The 18,248-nt window shown below is 72.5% G+C and carries 20 protein-coding genes; 6 read left to right on the top strand and 14 right to left on the bottom strand.

Features of this window, described 5'->3' with window-relative positions; translation table 11 throughout:
• Window positions 1–13: 13 nt before the first annotated feature.
• Genes AC07FN_RS13280 through AC07FN_RS13270 form a run of 3 tightly spaced genes read right to left on the bottom strand, consistent with a single transcriptional unit; the run spans window position 14 to window position 1,609 of the window.
• Complete coding sequence (locus AC07FN_RS13280) at window positions 14–1,282, bottom strand: NAD(P)/FAD-dependent oxidoreductase (RefSeq protein WP_478395837.1); 1,269 nt, start codon at window positions 1,280–1,282, stop codon at window positions 14–16.
• Window positions 1,279–1,407 (bottom strand): hypothetical protein, encoded by a 129-nt coding sequence (locus AC07FN_RS13275; RefSeq protein ID WP_478395836.1) that lies wholly within the window; start codon window positions 1,405–1,407, stop codon window positions 1,279–1,281. The genes AC07FN_RS13280 and AC07FN_RS13275 overlap by 4 nt, the downstream gene beginning before the upstream one ends.
• Window positions 1,397–1,609: a ferredoxin gene (locus tag AC07FN_RS13270; protein WP_452618521.1), complete on the bottom strand. Its 213-nt coding sequence runs from the start codon at window positions 1,607–1,609 to the stop codon at window positions 1,397–1,399. The genes AC07FN_RS13275 and AC07FN_RS13270 overlap by 11 nt, the downstream gene beginning before the upstream one ends.
• 174 nt (window positions 1,610–1,783) lie before the next feature.
• Here AC07FN_RS13270 and AC07FN_RS13265 point away from each other — a divergent pair, with 174 nt between their 5' ends.
• Window positions 1,784–2,647: a LysR family transcriptional regulator gene (locus tag AC07FN_RS13265; protein WP_478395835.1), complete on the top strand. Its 864-nt coding sequence runs from the start codon at window positions 1,784–1,786 to the stop codon at window positions 2,645–2,647.
• On the opposite strand, the gene AC07FN_RS13260 is transcribed toward AC07FN_RS13265, so the two are convergent.
• The 5 genes from AC07FN_RS13260 to AC07FN_RS13240 form a co-directional block, all read right to left on the bottom strand.
• The gene (locus AC07FN_RS13260) at window positions 2,637–2,819 is read right to left on the bottom strand and encodes a hypothetical protein (RefSeq protein WP_478395834.1); all 183 of its coding nucleotides are present in this window, start codon (window positions 2,817–2,819) and stop codon (window positions 2,637–2,639) included. The genes AC07FN_RS13265 and AC07FN_RS13260 overlap by 11 nt on opposite strands.
• A gap of 208 nt (window positions 2,820–3,027) precedes the next feature.
• A complete protein-coding gene (locus tag AC07FN_RS13255) occupies window positions 3,028–3,639 on the bottom strand; it encodes a response regulator (RefSeq protein WP_478395833.1) in 612 nt (203 codons plus the stop codon).
• Window positions 3,640–4,716: a sensor histidine kinase gene (locus AC07FN_RS13250; RefSeq protein ID WP_478395832.1), complete on the bottom strand. Its 1,077-nt coding sequence runs from the start codon at window positions 4,714–4,716 to the stop codon at window positions 3,640–3,642. It lies immediately after the preceding gene.
• A complete protein-coding gene (locus tag AC07FN_RS13245) occupies window positions 4,713–5,450 on the bottom strand; it encodes an ABC transporter permease (protein ID WP_478395831.1) in 738 nt (245 codons plus the stop codon). The genes AC07FN_RS13250 and AC07FN_RS13245 overlap by 4 nt, the downstream gene beginning before the upstream one ends.
• Window positions 5,447–6,340 carry an ABC transporter ATP-binding protein gene (locus AC07FN_RS13240; RefSeq protein ID WP_478395830.1) on the bottom strand — a complete coding sequence of 298 codons (894 nt, stop codon included), beginning with the start codon at window positions 6,338–6,340 and terminating at the stop codon, window positions 5,447–5,449. Before AC07FN_RS13240 ends, AC07FN_RS13245 begins: the two co-directional genes overlap by 4 nt.
• 248 nt (window positions 6,341–6,588) lie before the next feature.
• Here AC07FN_RS13240 and AC07FN_RS13235 point away from each other — a divergent pair, with 248 nt between their 5' ends.
• Together AC07FN_RS13235 and AC07FN_RS13230 are read left to right on the top strand one after the other, a co-directional pair.
• A complete protein-coding gene (locus AC07FN_RS13235; protein ID WP_478395829.1) occupies window positions 6,589–7,008 on the top strand; it encodes a CAP domain-containing protein in 420 nt (139 codons plus the stop codon).
• Window positions 7,009–7,030: 22 nt separating this feature from the next.
• On the top strand, window positions 7,031–7,633 hold the full coding sequence (locus tag AC07FN_RS13230) for a SagB/ThcOx family dehydrogenase (RefSeq protein ID WP_478395866.1): 603 nt from the start codon (window positions 7,031–7,033) through the stop codon (window positions 7,631–7,633).
• 156 nt (window positions 7,634–7,789) lie between these two features.
• On the opposite strand, the gene AC07FN_RS13225 is transcribed toward AC07FN_RS13230, so the two are convergent.
• A complete protein-coding gene (locus AC07FN_RS13225; RefSeq protein ID WP_478395828.1) occupies window positions 7,790–8,458 on the bottom strand; it encodes a response regulator in 669 nt (222 codons plus the stop codon).
• Window positions 8,455–10,053, bottom strand: a complete 1,599-nt coding sequence (locus AC07FN_RS13220) for an ATP-binding protein (protein ID WP_478395827.1) — start codon at window positions 10,051–10,053, stop codon at window positions 8,455–8,457. Before AC07FN_RS13220 ends, AC07FN_RS13225 begins: the two co-directional genes overlap by 4 nt.
• A gap of 163 nt (window positions 10,054–10,216) precedes the next feature.
• On the opposite strand from AC07FN_RS13220, the gene AC07FN_RS13215 reads away from it, so the two are divergent.
• Together AC07FN_RS13215 and AC07FN_RS13210 are read left to right on the top strand one after the other, a co-directional pair.
• On the top strand, window positions 10,217–11,542 hold the full coding sequence (locus AC07FN_RS13215; protein ID WP_478395826.1) for a CitMHS family transporter: 1,326 nt from the start codon (window positions 10,217–10,219) through the stop codon (window positions 11,540–11,542).
• 111 nt (window positions 11,543–11,653) lie between these two features.
• The gene (locus AC07FN_RS13210) at window positions 11,654–12,466 is read left to right on the top strand and encodes a GNAT family N-acetyltransferase (RefSeq protein WP_478395825.1); all 813 of its coding nucleotides are present in this window, start codon (window positions 11,654–11,656) and stop codon (window positions 12,464–12,466) included.
• Here the strand turns inward: AC07FN_RS13210 and AC07FN_RS13205 are convergent, their stop codons facing one another.
• The 4 genes from AC07FN_RS13205 to AC07FN_RS13190 all read right to left on the bottom strand — a co-directional run bounded on the left by AC07FN_RS13205 (window position 12,467) and on the right by AC07FN_RS13190 (window position 16,452).
• Entirely contained in the window at window positions 12,467–12,667 is a 201-nt protein-coding gene (locus tag AC07FN_RS13205; protein WP_478395824.1) for a hypothetical protein, read from the bottom strand.
• Window positions 12,668–12,897: 230 nt separating this feature from the next.
• Window positions 12,898–15,216 carry a heavy metal translocating P-type ATPase gene (locus AC07FN_RS13200; RefSeq protein ID WP_478395823.1) on the bottom strand — a complete coding sequence of 773 codons (2,319 nt, stop codon included), beginning with the start codon at window positions 15,214–15,216 and terminating at the stop codon, window positions 12,898–12,900.
• Between the two features lie 14 nt (window positions 15,217–15,230).
• On the bottom strand, window positions 15,231–16,193 hold the full coding sequence (locus AC07FN_RS13195) for a hypothetical protein (RefSeq protein WP_478395822.1): 963 nt from the start codon (window positions 16,191–16,193) through the stop codon (window positions 15,231–15,233).
• A gap of 49 nt (window positions 16,194–16,242) precedes the next feature.
• Complete coding sequence (locus AC07FN_RS13190) at window positions 16,243–16,452, bottom strand: heavy-metal-associated domain-containing protein (RefSeq protein ID WP_452615207.1); 210 nt, start codon at window positions 16,450–16,452, stop codon at window positions 16,243–16,245.
• Between the two features lie 211 nt (window positions 16,453–16,663).
• Between AC07FN_RS13190 and AC07FN_RS13185 the strand changes: the two genes are divergently transcribed.
• Window positions 16,664–18,154 carry a UDP-N-acetylmuramoyl-L-alanyl-D-glutamate--2,6-diaminopimelate ligase gene (locus AC07FN_RS13185; RefSeq protein WP_478395821.1) on the top strand — a complete coding sequence of 497 codons (1,491 nt, stop codon included), beginning with the start codon at window positions 16,664–16,666 and terminating at the stop codon, window positions 18,152–18,154.
• Window positions 18,155–18,248: the final 94 nt, after the last annotated feature.

The raw sequence follows: 18,248 nt of genomic DNA, 5'->3' as shown, positions 1-18,248 counted from the left end.
GCGCTCCTCGGAGTCAGGCGCGGGCCGGTGTGAAGACGACCCGCCGTTCGCTGGGCGAGTGACCGGTCAGGGTGACGGTGGGGCTGTGGGTGGGCAGCGCCGGATCCGGGAACCTGGCCGGCACCGGCCGCAGCGCGGCCGAGCGCTGGTCGACGCCGGGGAAGTCTGGCGGGAACGGCGCGGCCTGCTCGATCAGCCGCTTGTAGAAGCCCATCCACTTCCCGTGGTCGAAGCCGACGGCGGCGATGACGCGCCCCTGGTAGCCGTAGGCGGCGGCGAAGCAGTGCGCCTCCAGCGCGCCCTGCTGCACGATCAGCTCGTCCGCCATCGACGGCACCCCGACGGACTTGATGTTCACCCCGAACTGGGCCGACCAGAACGACGGCATCCAGAGGTGCGGGTGCCGCTGCGAACCGGCGCTGATCATGTTGTGCGCGGCGATCTCGGCCTGCGCCACGGCGTTGCCCCAGTGCTCCAGCGCGAGGAACTGGTACCCGAACAGCGGATGCGGGGTGCGCGCCACGTCGCCCGCGGCGAACACGTCGTCGGTGACGATGCCGTGGACGTCGAAGGCCCGGCAGCCGGCGTCGCAGGCGATGCCGCGGGGACCGGCGGCCAGGCCCGAACCCGCCAGCCAGTCGGTGTTGCGCACCGCGCCCAGCGCGACCACGGCCACTTCCGCATCCACCACGGTGCCGTCGGACAGGTGCGCGCGCTTGAGGCGGCCACCGGCATCGCCCTCCAGCGCGGTCACCATGACCCCGCAGCGGAGGTCGACACCGTGCTCGCGCTGCAACTGCGCGGCCACGTCGCCGACCACGCCGCCGAGCGCGCCCACCAGCGGAGCTTCGCCGCGCTCGGCGACGGTGACCTGCAGGCCCCGCTCCCGGCACGCCGAGGCGACCTCCGAGCCGGTGAAGCCGGCGCCGATGACCAGCACCCGGTTCGGCCGCCTGGCCAGCCGCCGCGCGAGCCCGGCGGTGTCCTCCCTGGTGCGCACCACGCACACGCCGTCGAGCGCGGCCTCGGTCTCGTGCGGCCACGGGCGGGAGCGCCCGCCGGTGGCGATCAGCAGGCGGTCGAACCCGACCTCGCCGCCGTCGGCCAGCAGGACCCGGCGGTCGTCCCGGTCGAGCCCGGTGGCGGCGACGCCGAGCCGCCACTGCGCGTCGATCGCGCGCCGGCGGGGGAGACCGGTGTCCTCCGGCAGCGACCGGCCGAGCAGCACCTGCTTGGAAAGCGGCGGCCGGTCGTAGGGCTCGTGGGGCTCGTCCCCGATCAAGGTGAGCGAGCCCGCGAAGCCTTCCTCGCGCAGCTGCTCCGCCGCCCGCAGACCGCGAGCGAAGCGCCGACGATCACGATGCGGCCGTCCTCGCGCAGCGCCGCCAGCTGGCTGTCAGCGGACATCGCCGCCAGCTCTCCGGCGGTCGACCAGGATCGCCTGGACCGGACAGGCCGCGGCGGCGCGCAACACGTCGTCGCGGTGCGCGTCGTCGGCGCGCGGCTGGTAGAGCAGGGCCTCTTCGCCGTGCAGCGAGAAAACTCCCGGCGCCAGGAACACGCATTGCGCGAATGCCTGGCAGCGGTTCAGGTCGACGACAATCCTCATCCCGACTCGCCCCCCTCGACGTCGCAAGGCGCGTCGGCCGCATCGAGACACCCGCGCCCCGCCTCATGCTGGCAGCGGGCCGACCACCCCGCATGACCACCTTCCCCGCGGGCCCGGGCGCGGTCGACCTGCTCCGGTGCTGGTTCGATGCGAATTCAGCGATATGGTCGATGGATGGAAATCCGGCAGGTCGAGCACTTCCTCGCGGTGGTGCGCAGCGGCAGTTTCACCGCCGCCGCGCGGGAGATCCACATCGTCCAGTCGGCGCTGAGCGCTTCGATCCGCAAGCTCGAAACCGAGCTGGGCGCACCGCTTTTCGAGCGGACCACCCGCCGCGTAGCGCTGACCGAGGCGGGCCGCGCCCTGCTGCCGGTCGCCCACCGGCTCGTCGCCGACGTGGACGCGGCGCGCGGTGAGGTGTCCGCGGTCGTCGGCCTGTCCCGGGGCCGGGTTTCCATCGGCATGATCCAGATGCTGACGGTCGTCGACCTGCCGCGCGAACTCGGCGTGTTCCAGTCCCGCTATCCCGGGATCCGGATCCACGTCCGCGACGGCGCCGTGCCCGAACTCTCGGCGGCCGTCGCCGACGGCGAGCTCGACCTGGCCTACTTGGCCGCCGATGGGCCGCTGCCGGGCGAGCTGATCAGCTTCGCGCAGTGGACGCAGCGCATCGTCCTGGTCACCTACCCGGGACATCGGCTCGCGCACCGGCGCCGGGTCCGGCTGGCGGAGATCGACGACGAGCCGTTCGTGGACTTCAGCGGGAGCGTGATGCAGGCGATGGTGCGCCGCCGGTTCGCCGACGCCGGGCTCCGGCACAACCCGGTGTGCGAGGCCACCAACGTTCCGCTGCTGATGGAGCTGGTGGCGACGGGACTGGGCGTCACGATCGTCCCGCAGTCCGTCGCCGAGCGGGCCGGGCTGCCCTTCGCCCGTATCGAAGGCACCGACTTCACCAGGACGATCTACCTGGCCGGGCGGCTGCCGGAACCGACGAACCCGGCGGCGCGGGCACTGCTGGACCACCTCACCGGCTGATGTCCCGCCGGTGCGCGGCTCCCACCGGGGCCAGGAGGAGACCCACTCCGGCGAGCCCGAGGACCATCGCCGGCGTCGTCGCGCCCGTGATGCCGGCGATGAACGCGAGAACCAGTGCGCGGGCGGCGAAGATCCGCAGCAGCCGGGCCACGTCGGAGGACGACGTGTCCATTTTCCCTCCCGGAAAGCGAGATCCACCGAATCCGCGTCCAGTGTTCCCGCCGGGAACCCATCGGGTCCAACACTTCTATTCGCTGCGATTCAGCTGTGAAATCGATCGATGACCGGGCCGTCGAGACGATCCGGGACGCCTGGTGGTCGCGCGGGGCGGGATGGCGGTTTCGCGCGAAACCGCCGCACTGCCGCCCGCAGGACGAGTTCTAGAGCCAGCCCCGTTCGCGGGCGGTGTTGGCCGCCTCGATGCGGTTGCGGGCGCCGAGCTTGGCCATCGCCGTCGACAGGTAGTTGCGGACCGTGCCCTCGGCGAGGCTCAGGCGGCGCGCCAGCTCGGCGTTGCTCGCGCCGGTGGTGGCCTCGCGCAGGAGTTCCCGTTCCCGGTCGGTGAGCGGATCCGCGTGATCCCACGCCGCGATCGCCAATTCCGGTGCCACGACGCGTTCTCCGGCGTGCACCCGGCGCAGCGCCGCCACCAGTTCCGCGATCGGCGCGTCCTTGAGCACGTATCCCGCGACGCCGCTGTCCATCGCGCGCCGCAGGTAGCCGCTGCGGGCGAAGGTCGTGACGATGAGGACCCGCACCGGATCGCCGGCCTGGTGGAGCTCCGCGGCCACTTCGAGCCCCGTTCGCCCCGGCATTTCGATGTCGGTGAGCAGGATGTCGGGCCGGTGCCGCTCGACGGCCGCCAGCGCTTCGTCGCCGTTGGCGGCCGTCGCCACCACGCTGACGTCCGGCTGCAGGTCCAGCAGTGCGGCGAACGCGTCGAGGACCATGCCCTGGTCTTCCGCGAGCACGACCCGGATCTCCGCGCCCATCTAGGTCGCCACCCGCAGCGGCACCGCGACGGTGAGCGTGGTCCCCGCCGAACCGGTGCGCCGCACCCGGCCGCCCAGCGCGGCGATCCGCTCGCGCATGCCGGACAGGCCGTTGCCCTCCGGCGCGTCGCCGCCGACGCCGTCGTCGGCGATCACCAGCTGGAGCTCGCCGTCCTGGGCCTTCAGCCCGATGTGGCAGGTCGTCGCGGCGGCGTGCCGGACGACGTTGGTCACCGCCTCGCGCAGTGCCAACGCCATTTCGTGCTCGGTGGAACCCACGATCGCCAGTTTCTCATCGCGCCGCACGACGACGTCGACGCCGAGGCTCGACAGCGCGTGGCGCGCCGCCTCCAGCTCGGAGTCGAGGCTGGCCTGCCGCCAGCCCGTGACGGCGTCGCGGATCTCGGTGAGCGCCGCCCGGGCGGTGCTTTCGATCTCGGCGGCTTCGCCTCGCGCCCGGTCGGGATCGCGGCCGATGAGCTCGTTGGTGAGCGCCGCCCGCACCACGATCGCCGTCAGCGAATGGCCGAGGAGGTCGTGCAGATCGCGCGCGATGCGCTCGCGCTCCGCCAGGGTGGCCAGGTGCTCGATGCGCGCGTTCTGGCTGCGCAGTTCCGCCGCGGCGCGGTCCCGCTCGACCCAGTTGATCTGCATCGTCCCGATGGCCCACAGGAGCACCAGCGACGGGATGAGGCCGTAGAGCCGCCAGGGCATCGGCACGGTGGAGACCACGGAGAACAGGCTGACCAGCACCGACAGGCCGACGAACCAGCGCAGCGCGGTCCGCCGCGATTCGGAGACGCCCGCGAACGCCGCGGCGTAGACGAACAGCACCGCGGCGCCGGAGTTGACTGGCGTCATGGCCGCGCCGAGCACAGCGGTCGGCACGGTGCACCACCAGCGTGCGCGAGCCGGGCGGTGCCACGCGAGCAGGTACATCGGCGCGACCGCGGCTATCACGGCGACCGCCAGCGCCCAGTCCACCCAGGTCGATCTCGGGTCGAGGGCCGGGCCCCAGAGCAGGTTCGCCAGGTAGACGAGGTGGATCCAGCGGCCGAGGCGTGCGCAGCTTCTCATGATCGGGCATGACGGTACGACATAGCGGCGAGCGCCGCGGTCACCGCGGTCGCGCCGAGCATCACGAGCACATGCGGCGCGGCGCCCTCGCCGGCCAGCTGGGCGAGCGCCAGCTGCGCCAGGTGGTAGGTCGGCAGGAATTGCGCGATATGACCGAAGAACGCGGGCAGGACCTCCAGCGGCATCCACAGGCCGGAGAGCACCGCCGACGGGAACAGGATCGCGTTGAGGATCGCGGCGGTGGCGTTCGGTCCGGCCTGGAAACCCACCGCGAGGCCCAGCAGCGCGAACGGCAGCGCGCCGAGGACCAGCACGGCGAAGACGCGCAGCAGCTCGACGACCGCGACGTTCAGCGAACCGGTGAGGGCGGCGGTGGCGGTCATGGCCAGCAGGACCCCGGCCGAGTAGGGCAGCACCGCGACCAGCTTCGCGGCCAGCGTCACGCCGATCGGCACGGCGGACACCCGCTTCGCCCGCAGCCAGCCGCGCTCGCGGTCTCCCGCGACGGTGATCCCGGGGTTGGTCAACGACACCGACAGCACGGCGAAGGTCCCGAAGGTCGCCAGCATGCCGGTCCCGACCGGGACCGGACCGGCCGGGATCCTCCCGTACAGCGAGACGAACAGGGTGAAGAACCCGACCGGCATCACGATGGAGAAGAACAGCGCGGTGGGCTCGCGGAAGATGGCCCGCAGCTCGTCCGCGACCTCGACGCCGAAGATCCTGGCGTTCATGCGGCGCTCCGTCCGGTCAGGCCGACCACGGCTTCCTCCAGACCCGCGCCCTCGACGCGGAGATCGGTCAGGTGCGGATCTTCGGCCAGGAGCACGCGCAGCAGCGCCTCCGGGCTGCGGGTGCCCAGGCGGACGTGGTCGCCGTCGCGACTGATCGACACGACCTCGGGCAATTCGCGCAGCCGGGCCTGGTCGAGCGCGGTCCTCGCGGTGACCGTGCGGTCGGGCAGCCGGGACATCAGCTCCTCGGGCCGCCCGGCGGCCACGATGCGGCCGCGGTCCAGCACCACCACGCGGTCGGCGACGGCGCCGGACTCCTCGATCAGGTGCGTGGTCACCAGCACGCCGGTGCCGCGCGCGCGGCGCTCGGCCAGCACCTGCCAGAACCGCCTCCGCGCCGGCACGTCGAGGCCGGTGGTCGGCTCGTCGAGCACGAGCAGCGCCGGTTCGGTCACCAGCGCCATGGCCAGCTGCAGCCGCTGCCGCTGGCCGCCGGAGAGCTTGGTCGCCCGGCGCCCGGCCAGCTCGGTCAGGTCCAGCTCGGCCATCACCGGGCCTGCCGCGGCGCGGGGGAAGCCTCCGCGCACGGCGGCGCCGGTGACCAGCTCGCCGACCTTCAGCGTGTTCGGGAATCCGGGCGACTGCTGCACGACGCCGAGGCGCCGCCGGGTCGCGGCGATCCGCGGATCGCCGCCGCCGACCCGGATCCGGCCGCCGTCCTGCGGGTGGAGCAGGCCGGTCACCAGGTTCACCAGCGTCGTCTTCCCGGCACCGTTCGGCCCGAGCAGCGCCACGCACTCCCCGGCACCGACGTCCAGGTCCACCCCGTCCAGGGCGCGGGTGCCGCCGTACCAGTGGCGCGCCGCGCGGACTTCCAACACGTTCTCCATGGCTGATCATGTTCGGCTCGCCGCGGTGTTCCGGGTAGTGAGCGGGCGTCACCGGCCAGGGATGACAAAAGTCAGTTGTGCCGGTTCCGGCCTGGGGCGAGTCGCTCGGTGCTCGGCCGATTACTCCATGCTGTCACGGAGGGTGAGCGTATCCACATATAACGGTTTGATCTCAGCCGAATGGGGTAGCTTGCGACGGCATGAAGCCCCCGAATGTGCGACGCTCCGTAATCACCCTGACTGCCCTGATGATCGGCACCGGTGCCGCCGCCGCCTTCGCCCCCATGGCGGGTGCGGCCACCTCGGTGGAGGACCAGGTCGTCGCCCTGGTCAACAAGGAACGGGCCGGTGCCGGCTGCGGCGCCGTCAAGGTGGACTCCCGGCTCACCAAGGCGGCCGAGGAGCACAGCACCGACATGGCCAAGCGCACCTACCTCGATCACACCACCCCCGACGGTGTGACCTTCACGCAGCGCATCTCGAAGGCCGGCCACCCGTCGCCAGGTGCGGAGAACATCGCCCAGGGCTACCAGGACGCCACCGAGGTCATGGCCGGCTGGATGAAGTCCGACGGGCACAAGGCGAACATCCTGAACTGCTCCAACAAGACCATCGGCGTCGGCTTCGACACCAACGGCGACTACTGGACCCAGGACTTCGGAAGCTGAGCACCGGTACGCTCGTCCGGTGATGTTGCCGCCACCGGACGGACCGGCCACGCCCTCGTTCGACGAAGTGCTCCGGCGGCGCCGGAGCACCCGGGAGTACTCCGGCGCACCCCTGTCCGCACTGGCGGTGAGCCGGTTGCTCTGGGCAGGGCAAGGCGCCAGCGGCCCGGGACTGCGGACGGCCCCGTCCGCGGGCGGATCGTTCTTCCTGGGATTGACGCTCGTGGCGGGCGACGTCGCGGAGGTGCCCGCCGGGAGCTACCGGTACGAACCGGGCGCGCACCGGCTGGTCCCGCTGGCGCGGGGCGATCTGCGCGCCCAGATCGGCGACGCGGGCATCGGCGACCAGCCTTGGCTGTCGTCCTGCGCCGCGCTCGTCCTGATCAGCGGTGACGCGGCGGCGGCCCGGGCCAGGTTCGCCGACCAGCCGCCGGGAACGCGCGGTGTCGGCTACGTGCACCTCGAAGCCGGTGCCGCGGCGCAGAACATGGCCCTGCAGGCCGCCGCGGACGGAATCGGCGCGGTGCTGGTGGCGGGCTTCGACGACGACGCCCTGCGACGACACTGCCCGGAAGGCCACGAACCGCTGGCCCTGCTGGCCACGGGGCACCCACGCAACCAGTAGTCCCACGCAGCCGCCTCGAAGCGTTCCGTGCGGAGAACCGCAATTTCAATGGAAATTGGACCTTCGATTTCAATGGAAATTGCAGCAGACCTAACCCGGAAGGGTCACGGCCTCGCCGGCCGCCGGCCGACAGATTGTCCACATAGGACGTGTGGGTTAGCGGGTCGCGGCGATCGGCTCGTACTGGTGCTCGGGCCGGCCGCTGGCGCCGTACCGCAACGTCATGACGGCCCTGCCGTCCTGGGCCAGCGCCGCCAGGTAGCGCTGCGCGGTGGCGCGGGCGATGCCCAGCTCTTCGGCGATCTCCGCCGCGGAGCGGGCGCCGCCGCCGTTGCGCAGCGCGTCGATCACGAGCTGCGACGTCAGGGTGGACTGGCCCTTCGGCGCCGCAGGCCGGTCTCCCTCGTGCAGCAGCCGCACCGCCCGGTCGATCTCCTCCTGGTCGACCGCGCCGCCGGTCACCGGCAGCCGCGAGTGGTAGCGGGCGTAGGCCGTGAGCCGGTCGGCGAGCTCTTCCGCGGTGAACGGCTTGATGAGGTAGTTCAGCGCGCCCGCCGCGAACGCGGCGCGGACGGTGGCGGGATCGGTCGCCGCGGTGAGCATGATCGTGTCGACGTCGAGCTCGGCGAGCAGCGAGACCCCGGCGCAGTCGGGCAGGTAGTTGTCCAGCAGCACGAGGTCCGGGCTGTGCGCGTCGATCAGCTCCCGCGCCTGAGCCGCGGTGTGCGCGGTGCCCAGGACGCGGAATCCGGCCACCCGCTCGGTGAATTCCGCGTGCACCTGCGCGACCCGGAAATCGTCCTCCACCACGACAACCCCGATCACACCGTCACCTCCTGAGTGGTTTCGAGAACCTTCGGCAGCACCGCGACGAACACCGTCCCATGCGCCTCGCCGGCATCGGCCAGCCGCACGTCGCCGCCGAGGCTGCGCGCCGCCTGCCGGCACAGCGCGAGCCCCAGCCCGTTGCCGTCGTCGCCCTTCGTCGACACGCCCTCGGTGAAGATCTTCTCCCGCAACGGTTCCGGCACGCCGTCGCCGGTGTCCACAACGGACAGGTGCAGCGTCGTGCCGTCGGCGAGCAGGTCCACCTCGACGCGGGCCGGGCGGGCCGATCCCAGCCGTGCCGCGTCGATCGCGTTGTCGACCAGGTTCCCGACGACGGTCATGACCTCGACCGGGGCGACCACCGCCGACGGTACCCAGCTCGTCTCGCCGAGCTCCAGCTCGACGCCGCGTTCCGCCGCGACCGCCTTCTTGGCGGACAGGAACGCCACCAGGTAGGGATCGCGCACCGCTTCGGTCGCCGGACCGAGCCGGGCCACCGACCCGGAGGAAAGCGCCTGCACGTATTCGACCGCTTCCTGGTGCCGCCCGGTCTGGAGCAGCCCGGAGAGGGTGTGCAGCCGGTTGGTGAACTCGTGCCGCTGGGCGCGCAGCGTGTCGGTCATGCTGCGCACCGACTCCAGTTCCCTGCTAAGCGCCGCGAGATCGGTCTGGTCGCGGAGGGTCAGCACGCTGCCGAGCTCGGTGCCGCCGCGGACCACGGGGCGGTGGTTGACCACCAGCATCCGGTCGCCGGTCACGGTGATCAGGTCGTCGGTGGGCCGGCGTTCGGCGAGCACGTCCCGGAGCCGCTGGGGGATGGCCAGTTCCGCGGCCGGAGTGCCGACCTCGATGGGCGTGTCCAGCAGCCGCTCGGCCTCGCGGTTGCGCACCGAGACGCGGCCGTCGGCGTCGACGGCGAGCACGCCCTCGCGGATGCCGAAGAGCACCGCTTCGCGCTGGCGCACCAACTCCGCCAGCTCCTGCGGCTCCAGCCCCAGGGTGCGCCGCTTGAGCATGCGGGTGAGCCACGCCGCCCCGGCGACGCCGACCAGCAGCGCCCCGCCGGTGAACGCCGCGGTGGTCCCGATCAGGTGCAGGAACGCGTCGCTGATGTCCTCGGCGTCGAAACCGACGCTCACCTGCCCGACGATCGCGCCGTCCGGGGTGCGCAGCGGGACCTTGCCCCGCGCGGAGAGGCCCAGCGTGCCCCGCTGCACGTCGACGACCTCGTGGCCGGTGAGCACCCAGCTCGGGTCGGTGCTGACCGGCTCGCCGATCTTGGCGGCGTCCGGGTGCGCCAGCCGGATGCCGTTGTGGTCGGTGACGACGACGAACAGCGCGCCGGTGGCGGCGCGGGCCCGCTCGGCCTGATCGCGCACCTGCGGCAGGTCGCGACGCGCGACCGCGCCGCCCAGGTCGCTGTCGGCGGCCACCGAGCGGGCGACGGCGAGGGCGCGCTGGCCGTACTGATCGACGAGGTTGCGGTCGAGCAGGGAGGCGACGAGGACGAAACCGATCGCGGTGACCAGGGCGATCAAGCAGATCTGGAGGGCCAGGGCCTGCCGCGCGAACCGCATCGGGCGGCGTGACATCCCTCGACTGTACCCGGCGAGCAAAACGCGCAAAAAGCGGCGAACGCGGGATAGGCGGACAACGTCGACAACCCTCCCCAAGGTGAACGGGGTCACCTACGGTTCCGCAGAACGAAACGCCGTTGTAACGAGGACCACCGTCGGTCCGCGGGGAGGAGGAGCGTTGATCGCGCTGCTCGGCTTGTGCATGGTTACCGTTTTCCTCTATCTGGTGATGAGCAAACGGCTCTCCCCGATGGTGTCGCTGATCGTGGTTCCGGCGGCGTTCGCGGTGCTCGGCGGCTTCGCGCCGGACCTCGGTGACATGATCACCGACGGCATCAAGTCGGTCGCCCCGACGGCCGCCATGCTGCTGTTCGCGATCCTCTACTTCGGCATCATGATCGACGCCGGGCTGTTCGACCCGATCGCCCGCGCGGTGGTCCGGCTGACCCGCAACGACCCGCTGCGGCTGATCATGGGCACGGTCGCCCTGGTGGCGGTGGTGTCGCTGGACGGCGACGGCACGACCACGTTCATGATCACGGTCTCGGCGCTGCTGCCGATCTACCGCAAGCTGGGCGTCAGCCCGGTGCTGATGACCGGCCTGGCCTGCATGACCAACGCGGTCCTCAACGTCGTGCCCTGGGGCGGCCCGGCGGCGCGGGCGGCCAGCGCGCTGAAGCTGGACCCGCAGGAGCTGTTCGTCCCGATGATCCCCGCGCTGGTCGCCGGGCTGGCCACCGTGTTCGTCATCGCCTACGCCATCGGCCTGCGCGAGCGCGCCCGGCTGCGCACCGCCGCGCCCGTGCTCGTCGGGGCGGGCGGGCCCGACACCTACCACGGGGGCTCTGCGGACTTCGACGTCCTCGCCCCCGACCGCGAGTCGCTGCGCCCGAAGCTGTTCTGGTTCAACGCCATTCTGACGATCGCGCTGCTCACCGCGCTCATCATCGGCCTCCTGCCGATCGCGGTGCTGTTCATGATCGGCTGCGGGCTCGCGCTGATCGTCAACTACCCGCGGCTGGAGCAGCAGCGCGACCGCATCGCCTCGCACGCGGACAGCGTGGTCGCGGTGGTCGCGATGGTGTTCGCGGCGGCGGTGTTCACCGGCGTGCTCTCGGGCACCGGGATGATCGAGCAGATGGCGCACTACCTGCTGACCGCGATGCCGGACGCACTGTTCCCGTTCTTCAGCATCATCGTCGCGGTGCTGAGCGTGCCGTTCACGTTCTTCATGAGCAACGACGCCTTCTACTTCGGCGTCATGCCGATCCTGGCGGAGGCGGGCGCCCAGCACAGCATCGGCGCGATGGAGATCGCCCGCGCCTCCCTGCTCGGCCAGCCGATCCACATGCTCAGCCCGCTGGTGCCCGCGATGTACGTCCTCATCGGACTGGCGAAGGTGGACCTGGGCGACCACCACCGCTTCGCGATCAAGTGGGCGCTCGTGGTCTGCGCCGTCGTCATCACCGCCGGCTTCGGCCTCGGGCTGATCGCGATCCACTGACCCCGCGTGGGAAGCCGACCGGCCGCTGGCCTCACCGGGGAGGCCCGCGGCCGGCGCCGCGCTCGAAATCGGCGTGCGTCGCGGGCCGTGCGCGTGGTGGGATCGAGCCTCGTGCGACCGACGACGAATCCGGTTCCCGAGGCCGACCTGCCGGCCCGGATGGACCAGAACCTGGCCGAGCACGCATGCCACCTGCACCGGCGCTTGAGCGGCGCGACCGTGGTGGACACCGGCGACCTCGTAGTCGCCGACAGCGGGCTCGACGACGACACCTTCAACATCGTCGCGGCGGCCCGCTTCGCCGCAGAAGCCGCGCCGGCCCGGATCGCCGAGACGATCCGGGCGCTGGCCGCCACCGGCCGTCCGTTCTCCTGGTGGGTGGGCCCGGCCTCCGAGCCCGCGGACCTGAGCTCCCTGTTGGCGGATGCAGGTCTGCCGGCCGCCGAGCGCGAGACGGCGATGTGGGCGGAACTGGACGATTCCCTGCCGCAGCCGCGTGCGGAGCGGCTGGAGATCCGCCTGGTGACCACGCCCGAGCAGCTCGCCGACTACGCGACGGTGCTCGCCGCGAACTGGGATCCGCCCGCCGACACGGTGCGCGGCTTCTTCGCCCTGGCCGCCCCGCAGGCGCTGGCCGCCGGCTGCCCGGCCCACTACCTGGTCGGCTACGCGGCGGGCCGGCCGGTCTGCTCGGCCGAGGTGTTCTGCCACGCGGGAGTCGCCGGGATCTACAACATCTGCACCCTCGCCGACCACCGCCGCCGCGGCTACGGCGGCGCCATGACGCTGGCGGCGCTCCACACAGCCCACGCCGCAGGCCACCGCATCGCGGTCCTGCAGGCGTCAGCGGACGGCGAGCCCGTCTACCGCCGCCTCGGATTCCGCTCCTGCGGGCAGTACACCGAGCACGCCATCACCGGCTGATCACTTCTGCGGCGTGCGCCGGCAGGCCGCCAGCGCGGTGGCGGTGACCTCGACGGCCACTTCGCCGAACGCTCCGCGCCGCCGGAGCCCGGCCCTGGCGGCGGGCACGAGCCGGTGGCAGCAGAGGTGCACGGCGGCGGCCAGGTTCCCGTGCAGCTGCCCGCGCTGGAAAGTCCTTTGTAGACGGATGAGGGGGCGCATCGATCGTCCTTCCTGGTGCGAGAACCGGAGCAGCGGATGCTTCCGCGGATCAGGATCCGCGACTGTCCACGTGCGGTAGGGGAGTTCCGTGCACGTGGGGTGAACAGACCGTTCGTCCCGGTAGGCGAGGTGAACAGGCCGTTCGCTTCATCTCCCAAGGCATTAAGGTCGGAAAGCGGATGAGCGGTTCCGGCCGGACCGGAACCGCTCATCGGTGTGCCCGCTCGCGGTCAGCCGCGGAGGGCGGCCGCCGGAACCGCTTCGCGCTCGGTCGCGCCGGGCAGCGGTTCCTCGGTGATGGTGCTGCGGAAGCGGCGCAGCCGCAGGCTGTTGCCGACCACGAAGACCGAGCTGAACGCCATCGCCGCCCCGGCGATCATCGGGTTGAGCAGCCCGGTCGCGGCCAGCGGCAGGGCCGCGACGTTGTAGGCGAAGGCCCAGAACAGGTTGCCCTTGATCGTGCCGAGCGTGCGGCGGGAGAGCCGGATGGCGTCCACCGCGGCGCGGAGGTCGCCGCGCACCAGGGTCAGGTCGCTGGCCTCGATGGCGACGTCCGTGCCGGTGCCCATGGCCAGGCCGAGGTCGGCCTGGGCGAGCGCGGCGGCGTCGTTGACGCCGTCACCGGCCATGGCCACCACGCGGCCCTCGGCCTGCAGCCGCTTGACCACGTCGACCTTGTCCTGCGGCAGGACCTCGGCGATCACCTCGTCGATGCCCACCTCGGCCGCGACGGTGCGCGCCACGGTCTCGTTGTCGCCGGTGAGCAGCACCGGCTTCAACCCGAGCTTGCGCAGCCCGGCGATGGCCTCGGCGGACGTCGGCTTGACGGTGTCGGCGACCTCCAGCACGGCCCGGGCGGCACCGTCCCACGCCACGGCGACGGCGGTGCGGCCCTGGCGTTCGGCGTCGGCCTGCGCCGCGGCCAGCTCCGCGGTCAGCTCCGCGGTCAGCGGCTGGCTCCACTGCTCCAGCAGCGCCGGCCGCCCGACGAGCACGGCGCGACCGCCGATGACCGCCTGCACGCCCAGACCCTCGACGTTGCTGAACTCCTCGACGGCGGGCAGCTCGCCCACGCGCTCGGTCGCGCCCCGGGCGATCGCCTTGGCGATCGGGTGCTCCGACGCGTTCTCCGCCGCACCGGCCAGCCGCAGCACCGCGTCCTCGTCGATCCCGTCGGCGGCGTGCACCGCGACGAGCGACATCTGCCCACTGGTGACGGTGCCGGTCTTGTCCAGCACGATGGTGTCGATGCGCCGGGTCGATTCCAGCACTTCCGGGCCCTTGATGAGGATGCCCATCTGCGCGCCGCGGCCGGTGCCGACCAGCAGCGCGGTCGGGGTGGCCAGACCCAGGGCGCACGGGCAAGCGATGATCAGCACCGCGACGGCGGCGGTGAAGGCCGCCGCGGCACCAGCACCGGTGCCGAGCCAGAACCCGAGGGTCCCGATCGCCAGCGCGATGACGATGGGGACGAACACCGCGGAGATCCGGTCCGCGAGCCGCTGCGCGGCGGCCTTGCCGTTCTGCGCGTCCTCGACGAGCTTGGCCATCTGGGCCAGCTGGGTGTCGGATCCGACGCGGGTGGCGCGGACGACCAGCCGGCCGCCGGCGTTGACGGTGGCGCCCACGACGGTGTCGCCGGCACCGACCTCCACGGGCACGGACTCGCCGGTGAGCATGCTCGCGTCGACCGCCGAGCTGCCCTCCTTGATGACGCCGTCCGTGGCGATCTTCTCGCCGGGCCGGACGACGAACCGGTCGCCGACGGCGAGCTGATCGGTCGGGATGCGGACCTCGCGGTCGCCGCGCAGCACCGCGACGTCCTTGGCGCCGAGTTCCAGCAGCGCCCGCAGCGCGGCACCGGCCCGGCGCTTGGAGCGGGCCTCGAAGTAGCGCCCGGCGAGGATGAACGTCGTGACCCCGGCGGCGACCTCCAGGTAGATGTTGCCGTCGCCGCTCATGCGCTGGATGGTCAGCTCGAACGGGTGGGTCATGCCGGGGACACCGGCCGTGCCGAACAGCAGGGCGTAGAGCGACCACAGGAACGCGGCCAGCGTCCCCATGGAGATCAGCGTGTCCATGGTGGCCGCGCCGTGGCGCAGGTTCGTCCACGCGGCCTTGTGGAACGGCCACGCGCCCCACACCACGACGGGCGCGGCGAGGGTGAGCGAGATCCACTGCCAGTAGGTGAACTGCAGGGCCGGCGCCATCGCCAGCGCGATCACCGGAACCGACAGCACGGCCGAGGTGATCAGCCGGTCCCGCAGGGACTTCGTCGGGTCCACGGGCTCGGCTTCGTCCACTTCGGACTGGTGGGGCGGCAGCGGCAGCTCGGCGGAGTAGCCGGCGGCCTCGACCTGCTCGACCAGCTGCTTCGGGTCGAGCCCCTCGGGGTAGCTGATCTTGGCCTTCTCGGTGGCGTAGTTGACCGTCGCGGTGACGCCCTCGAGCTTGCCGAGCCGTCGTTCGATCCGGGCGGCGCAGGAGGCGCACGTCATGCCGCCGATGGCCAGTTCGATCTCCGCGGTGGGACTTGGCTCAGTGCTCATCGGAGTTCTCCCGTTCACCCGTGACCGCCGTGGCCGTCCCCGGTGGGGGCGGGGCTGTGCTGCCCGTCCGCCGGTTCCTGCGCGTTGACTGTGAATTCCGCGGTGCGGACCGTACCGCCGTGCTGGAAGTCCAAGAACAGCCGGTAGGTGCCGCCGGAGGGCACCTCGGCCTGGAAGGCGATGCCCGGCCCGGCCGGGGTGCGTCCGTCGCCGGGCGAGCCGGTCGGATGCACGTGCGAGTAGGCGAGGTCGCCGGTGCGCAGCGCCACGAGGTGGCCGTAGGCGGCCAGGTAGGGCTGCAGGTCGGTGACCGGCATCCCGTCCTTGCGCACCGTCAGCGTGACCGGCGAGGACCGGCCGGCGACCAGCTCGCCGTCGAGGCGGACCTGGTAGCCGTCGATCTCGGCGAGCCGGGACGGGGCGGTGGTGATGGGGGAGAAGGCGCCCGGCGCGGACACGTCGACGCCGAGCGTCCGGCCCTCGCCGCCGGTCGGTGTGAAGTCGGCGAACACCCGGTAGGTCCCGGCGCCGGGCAGGCGCATCGGCACGTGCCAGGTCCCGTCCGGGGACATCTCGGGGTGGAGGTGCTGGTATCCGGCGGTGTCCCGGCGGACGACGATCAGGTGCATCCGCTTGTCGTGCTCGACGTCGAACCGGGTGACCGGTCGTCCGTCGGCGCCGGTGATGCGGAAGGAGAACTCGTCGGTGGTCTCCGGCGCGAGCAACGTCGTGGTGGGCGCGAGGGTGTAGCCGCCCCTGGTCGACGTCAGTCCGGCTGGGGCCTGGTCCTGCGCGGCTCCCGCGACGGTGCCGCTGTGGTTGCCCGCTTCCCCGGCGTTCCCGCCGCCGGGGTGTCCGGCGTGCGCTTGCGCGGTGCCGGGCGTGAGCGGGCCGACAGCGGTTCCGGCGATCCACGCCCCGCCGAAGCCGAGCGCGACCACCGCACCGTAGGCGGCGAGCTTCGCTGCTGTGTTCATCACGACCCTTTCGTGCTGGATCCGCGCGGCGGCGGATCCGTTGGGCGCCTCAGCCGGCGACCAGTTCGTATCCGGCTTCCTCGACCGCTTCGCGCACGTCCGCGTCGCTCACCGGTTCGCCGCTGCGCACGGTCACGGCGCCGGTCGGCAGGTCCACGCGGACGTCCGAGACCGAGCCGATCTTGGTGATCTCCTCGGTCACCGACCGCACGCAGTGGTCGCAGGTCATGCCGGTCACGGTGTAGTTGGTCTCGATCACGTCGCCGTCCTCTTCCGCTGGGTTTCCGCCGGCTCGTCGCCGATGCGTCATTTATACCCTAGGGGGGTACTGTAGTCAACGGCGGGGCACCACGCGCCACTTCCGTTTCCCCGTGGTCACAGCGATTCGCGGGCGGGCGGCGTCGGGTCGACACTGCAGACCGGATGCGCGGACGGCTTGCGTCGATTCGGGAAGTTCACGGTGACGCGGAATGGAATGCGGTTGTCGGCACGGGGGAATCAGCCTCGCGAAGGCCACTCAGGACCTTCCCGGGGCCGAGCTGCGCGGCGACGCCGACGTCCTGGACGTCACCGAGGACAGCAGGTGGGTGAGGCAGGGCGCGCTGTTCTGCGCGGTGCCCGGAGCGCACGTGGACGGGCACGACTTCGCGGACGAGGCGGTGGCGGCGGGAGCCGGCGCGCTGCTGGTGCGGCGGTTCGTCGATGCGCCGGTGCCGCAGGTGCGGGTCCCCGCCGTGCGGCCGGCGGTGGGGCCGGTGGCCGCTGCGGTGCACGGCCATCCGGCGGATGCGCTGGCGGTCGCCGCAGTGACCGGCACGAACGGCAAGACCACCACGGTGCACCTGATCGAGGCGGCGCTCGCCGCCGCCGGGTACCGCACGGGCCTGGTGTCCACGGTGGAGGCCCGGCTCCCCGGGGCGCGCAACCCGGCAGCCCTGACCACCCCGGGCGCCGCCGAGCTCCAGCGGACCCTGTGCCGGATGCGCGCGGCGGGCGTCCAGGCGGCGGCGATGGAGGTGTCCTCGCACGCCGTCGACCAGCACCGCATCGACCCGGTCACGGCCGAGGTCGCGGTGTTCACGAACCTCAGCCCGGAGCACCTCGACTACCACGGCACCACGGAGCAGTACTACGCGGCGAAGGCGGCGCTGTTCACCCCGGACGCCTGCCGCCGGGCGGTGATCAACATCGACGACGCGTGGGGGCGGCGGCTGGCGGCCCAGGCGCGGGTGCCGACGGTGACCGTGGGCCGCGCCCGCCTGGCGGACGTGCGGGTCGACGCGGCGACCTCGACGCCCGGCGGGATGCGGGTCCTCGTGCGGGACGGGCGCGACGAGGTCGAGCTGACCACTCCCGCCTGCGGGGGACAGGCCGCGAACCTGGCCGCCGCCTACGCGGCGGCCCGCCTGATGGGGGTGTCCCGGCGGGACGCGGCGGCCGGCCTGGGCGCGGCGCCGCCGCCCGGCCGGTACCAGCGGGTGGACGCCGGCCAGCCGTTCCAGGTGGTCGTCGACTTCGCCCACACGCCGTCCGCGCTGGCCCAGCTGATCGCCACCGCGCGCCGGGCGAACCCGGCCGGGCGCGTCCACCTGGTGGTGGGCAGCGCGGGCAACCGGGACCGGTTCAACCGCCCGGACATGGGGCGCATCGCGCTGGCCGCCGACACCGCGATCTTCACCGCCGACGACCCCTACGACGAGCGGCCGGGGGAGATCATCGCCCAGATGCTCACCGGCACGATCGGCTGCGGCGGCGCGGAGGTGCTGGTGCAGGAGGACCGCAGGCGGGCGATCACCGCGGCCGTCGAGCGGGCCGAGCCCGGTGATGTCGTGCTCATCGCCGGCCGGGGCCACGAGCGCTACCAGACGGTCGGCGGAATCCGCTTCCCCTTCAACGACGTCGCCGTCGCCGAAGCCGCGCTCGCCGCCCGGATCCCGCGCGTGAGCCGCCACGGCGCCTAGGCGCAGGAGGCCGCCCCCCTTTTTTCCGGCGGTCATGCGTACCCGCTTGGTGCATCGGGGACGGACGGGTCGCCTCGGCTGGATGTGAGCGTCG

The sequence above is a fragment of the Saccharopolyspora sp. NPDC045941 genome (assembly GCF_056431445.1).
This window is presented reverse-complemented; position numbering and strand designations above follow the sequence as displayed.

Coding starts and splice junctions, on each gene's coding strand:
- AC07FN_RS13275 (WP_478395836.1), bottom strand. CDS start 1,407: ATGTCCGCTGACAGCCAGCTGGCGGCGCTGCGCGAGGACGGCCGCATC.
- AC07FN_RS13270 (WP_452618521.1), bottom strand. CDS start 1,609: ATGAGGATTGTCGTCGACCTGAACCGCTGCCAGGCATTCGCGCAATGC.
- AC07FN_RS13265 (WP_478395835.1), top strand. CDS start 1,784: ATGGAAATCCGGCAGGTCGAGCACTTCCTCGCGGTGGTGCGCAGCGGC.
- AC07FN_RS13260 (WP_478395834.1), bottom strand. CDS start 2,819: ATGGACACGTCGTCCTCCGACGTGGCCCGGCTGCTGCGGATCTTCGCC.
- AC07FN_RS13255 (WP_478395833.1), bottom strand. CDS start 3,639: ATGGGCGCGGAGATCCGGGTCGTGCTCGCGGAAGACCAGGGCATGGTC.
- AC07FN_RS13250 (WP_478395832.1), bottom strand. CDS start 4,716: ATGAGAAGCTGCGCACGCCTCGGCCGCTGGATCCACCTCGTCTACCTG.
- AC07FN_RS13245 (WP_478395831.1), bottom strand. CDS start 5,450: ATGAACGCCAGGATCTTCGGCGTCGAGGTCGCGGACGAGCTGCGGGCC.
- AC07FN_RS13240 (WP_478395830.1), bottom strand. CDS start 6,340: ATGGAGAACGTGTTGGAAGTCCGCGCGGCGCGCCACTGGTACGGCGGC.
- AC07FN_RS13235 (WP_478395829.1), top strand. CDS start 6,589: ATGATCGGCACCGGTGCCGCCGCCGCCTTCGCCCCCATGGCGGGTGCG.
- AC07FN_RS13230 (WP_478395866.1), top strand. CDS start 7,031: ATGTTGCCGCCACCGGACGGACCGGCCACGCCCTCGTTCGACGAAGTG.
- AC07FN_RS13220 (WP_478395827.1), bottom strand. CDS start 10,053: ATGTCACGCCGCCCGATGCGGTTCGCGCGGCAGGCCCTGGCCCTCCAG.
- AC07FN_RS13205 (WP_478395824.1), bottom strand. CDS start 12,667: ATGCGCCCCCTCATCCGTCTACAAAGGACTTTCCAGCGCGGGCAGCTG.
- AC07FN_RS13200 (WP_478395823.1), bottom strand. CDS start 15,216: ATGAGCACTGAGCCAAGTCCCACCGCGGAGATCGAACTGGCCATCGGC.
- AC07FN_RS13195 (WP_478395822.1), bottom strand. CDS start 16,193: ATGAACACAGCAGCGAAGCTCGCCGCCTACGGTGCGGTGGTCGCGCTC.
- AC07FN_RS13185 (WP_478395821.1), top strand. CDS start 16,664: ATGGAATGCGGTTGTCGGCACGGGGGAATCAGCCTCGCGAAGGCCACT.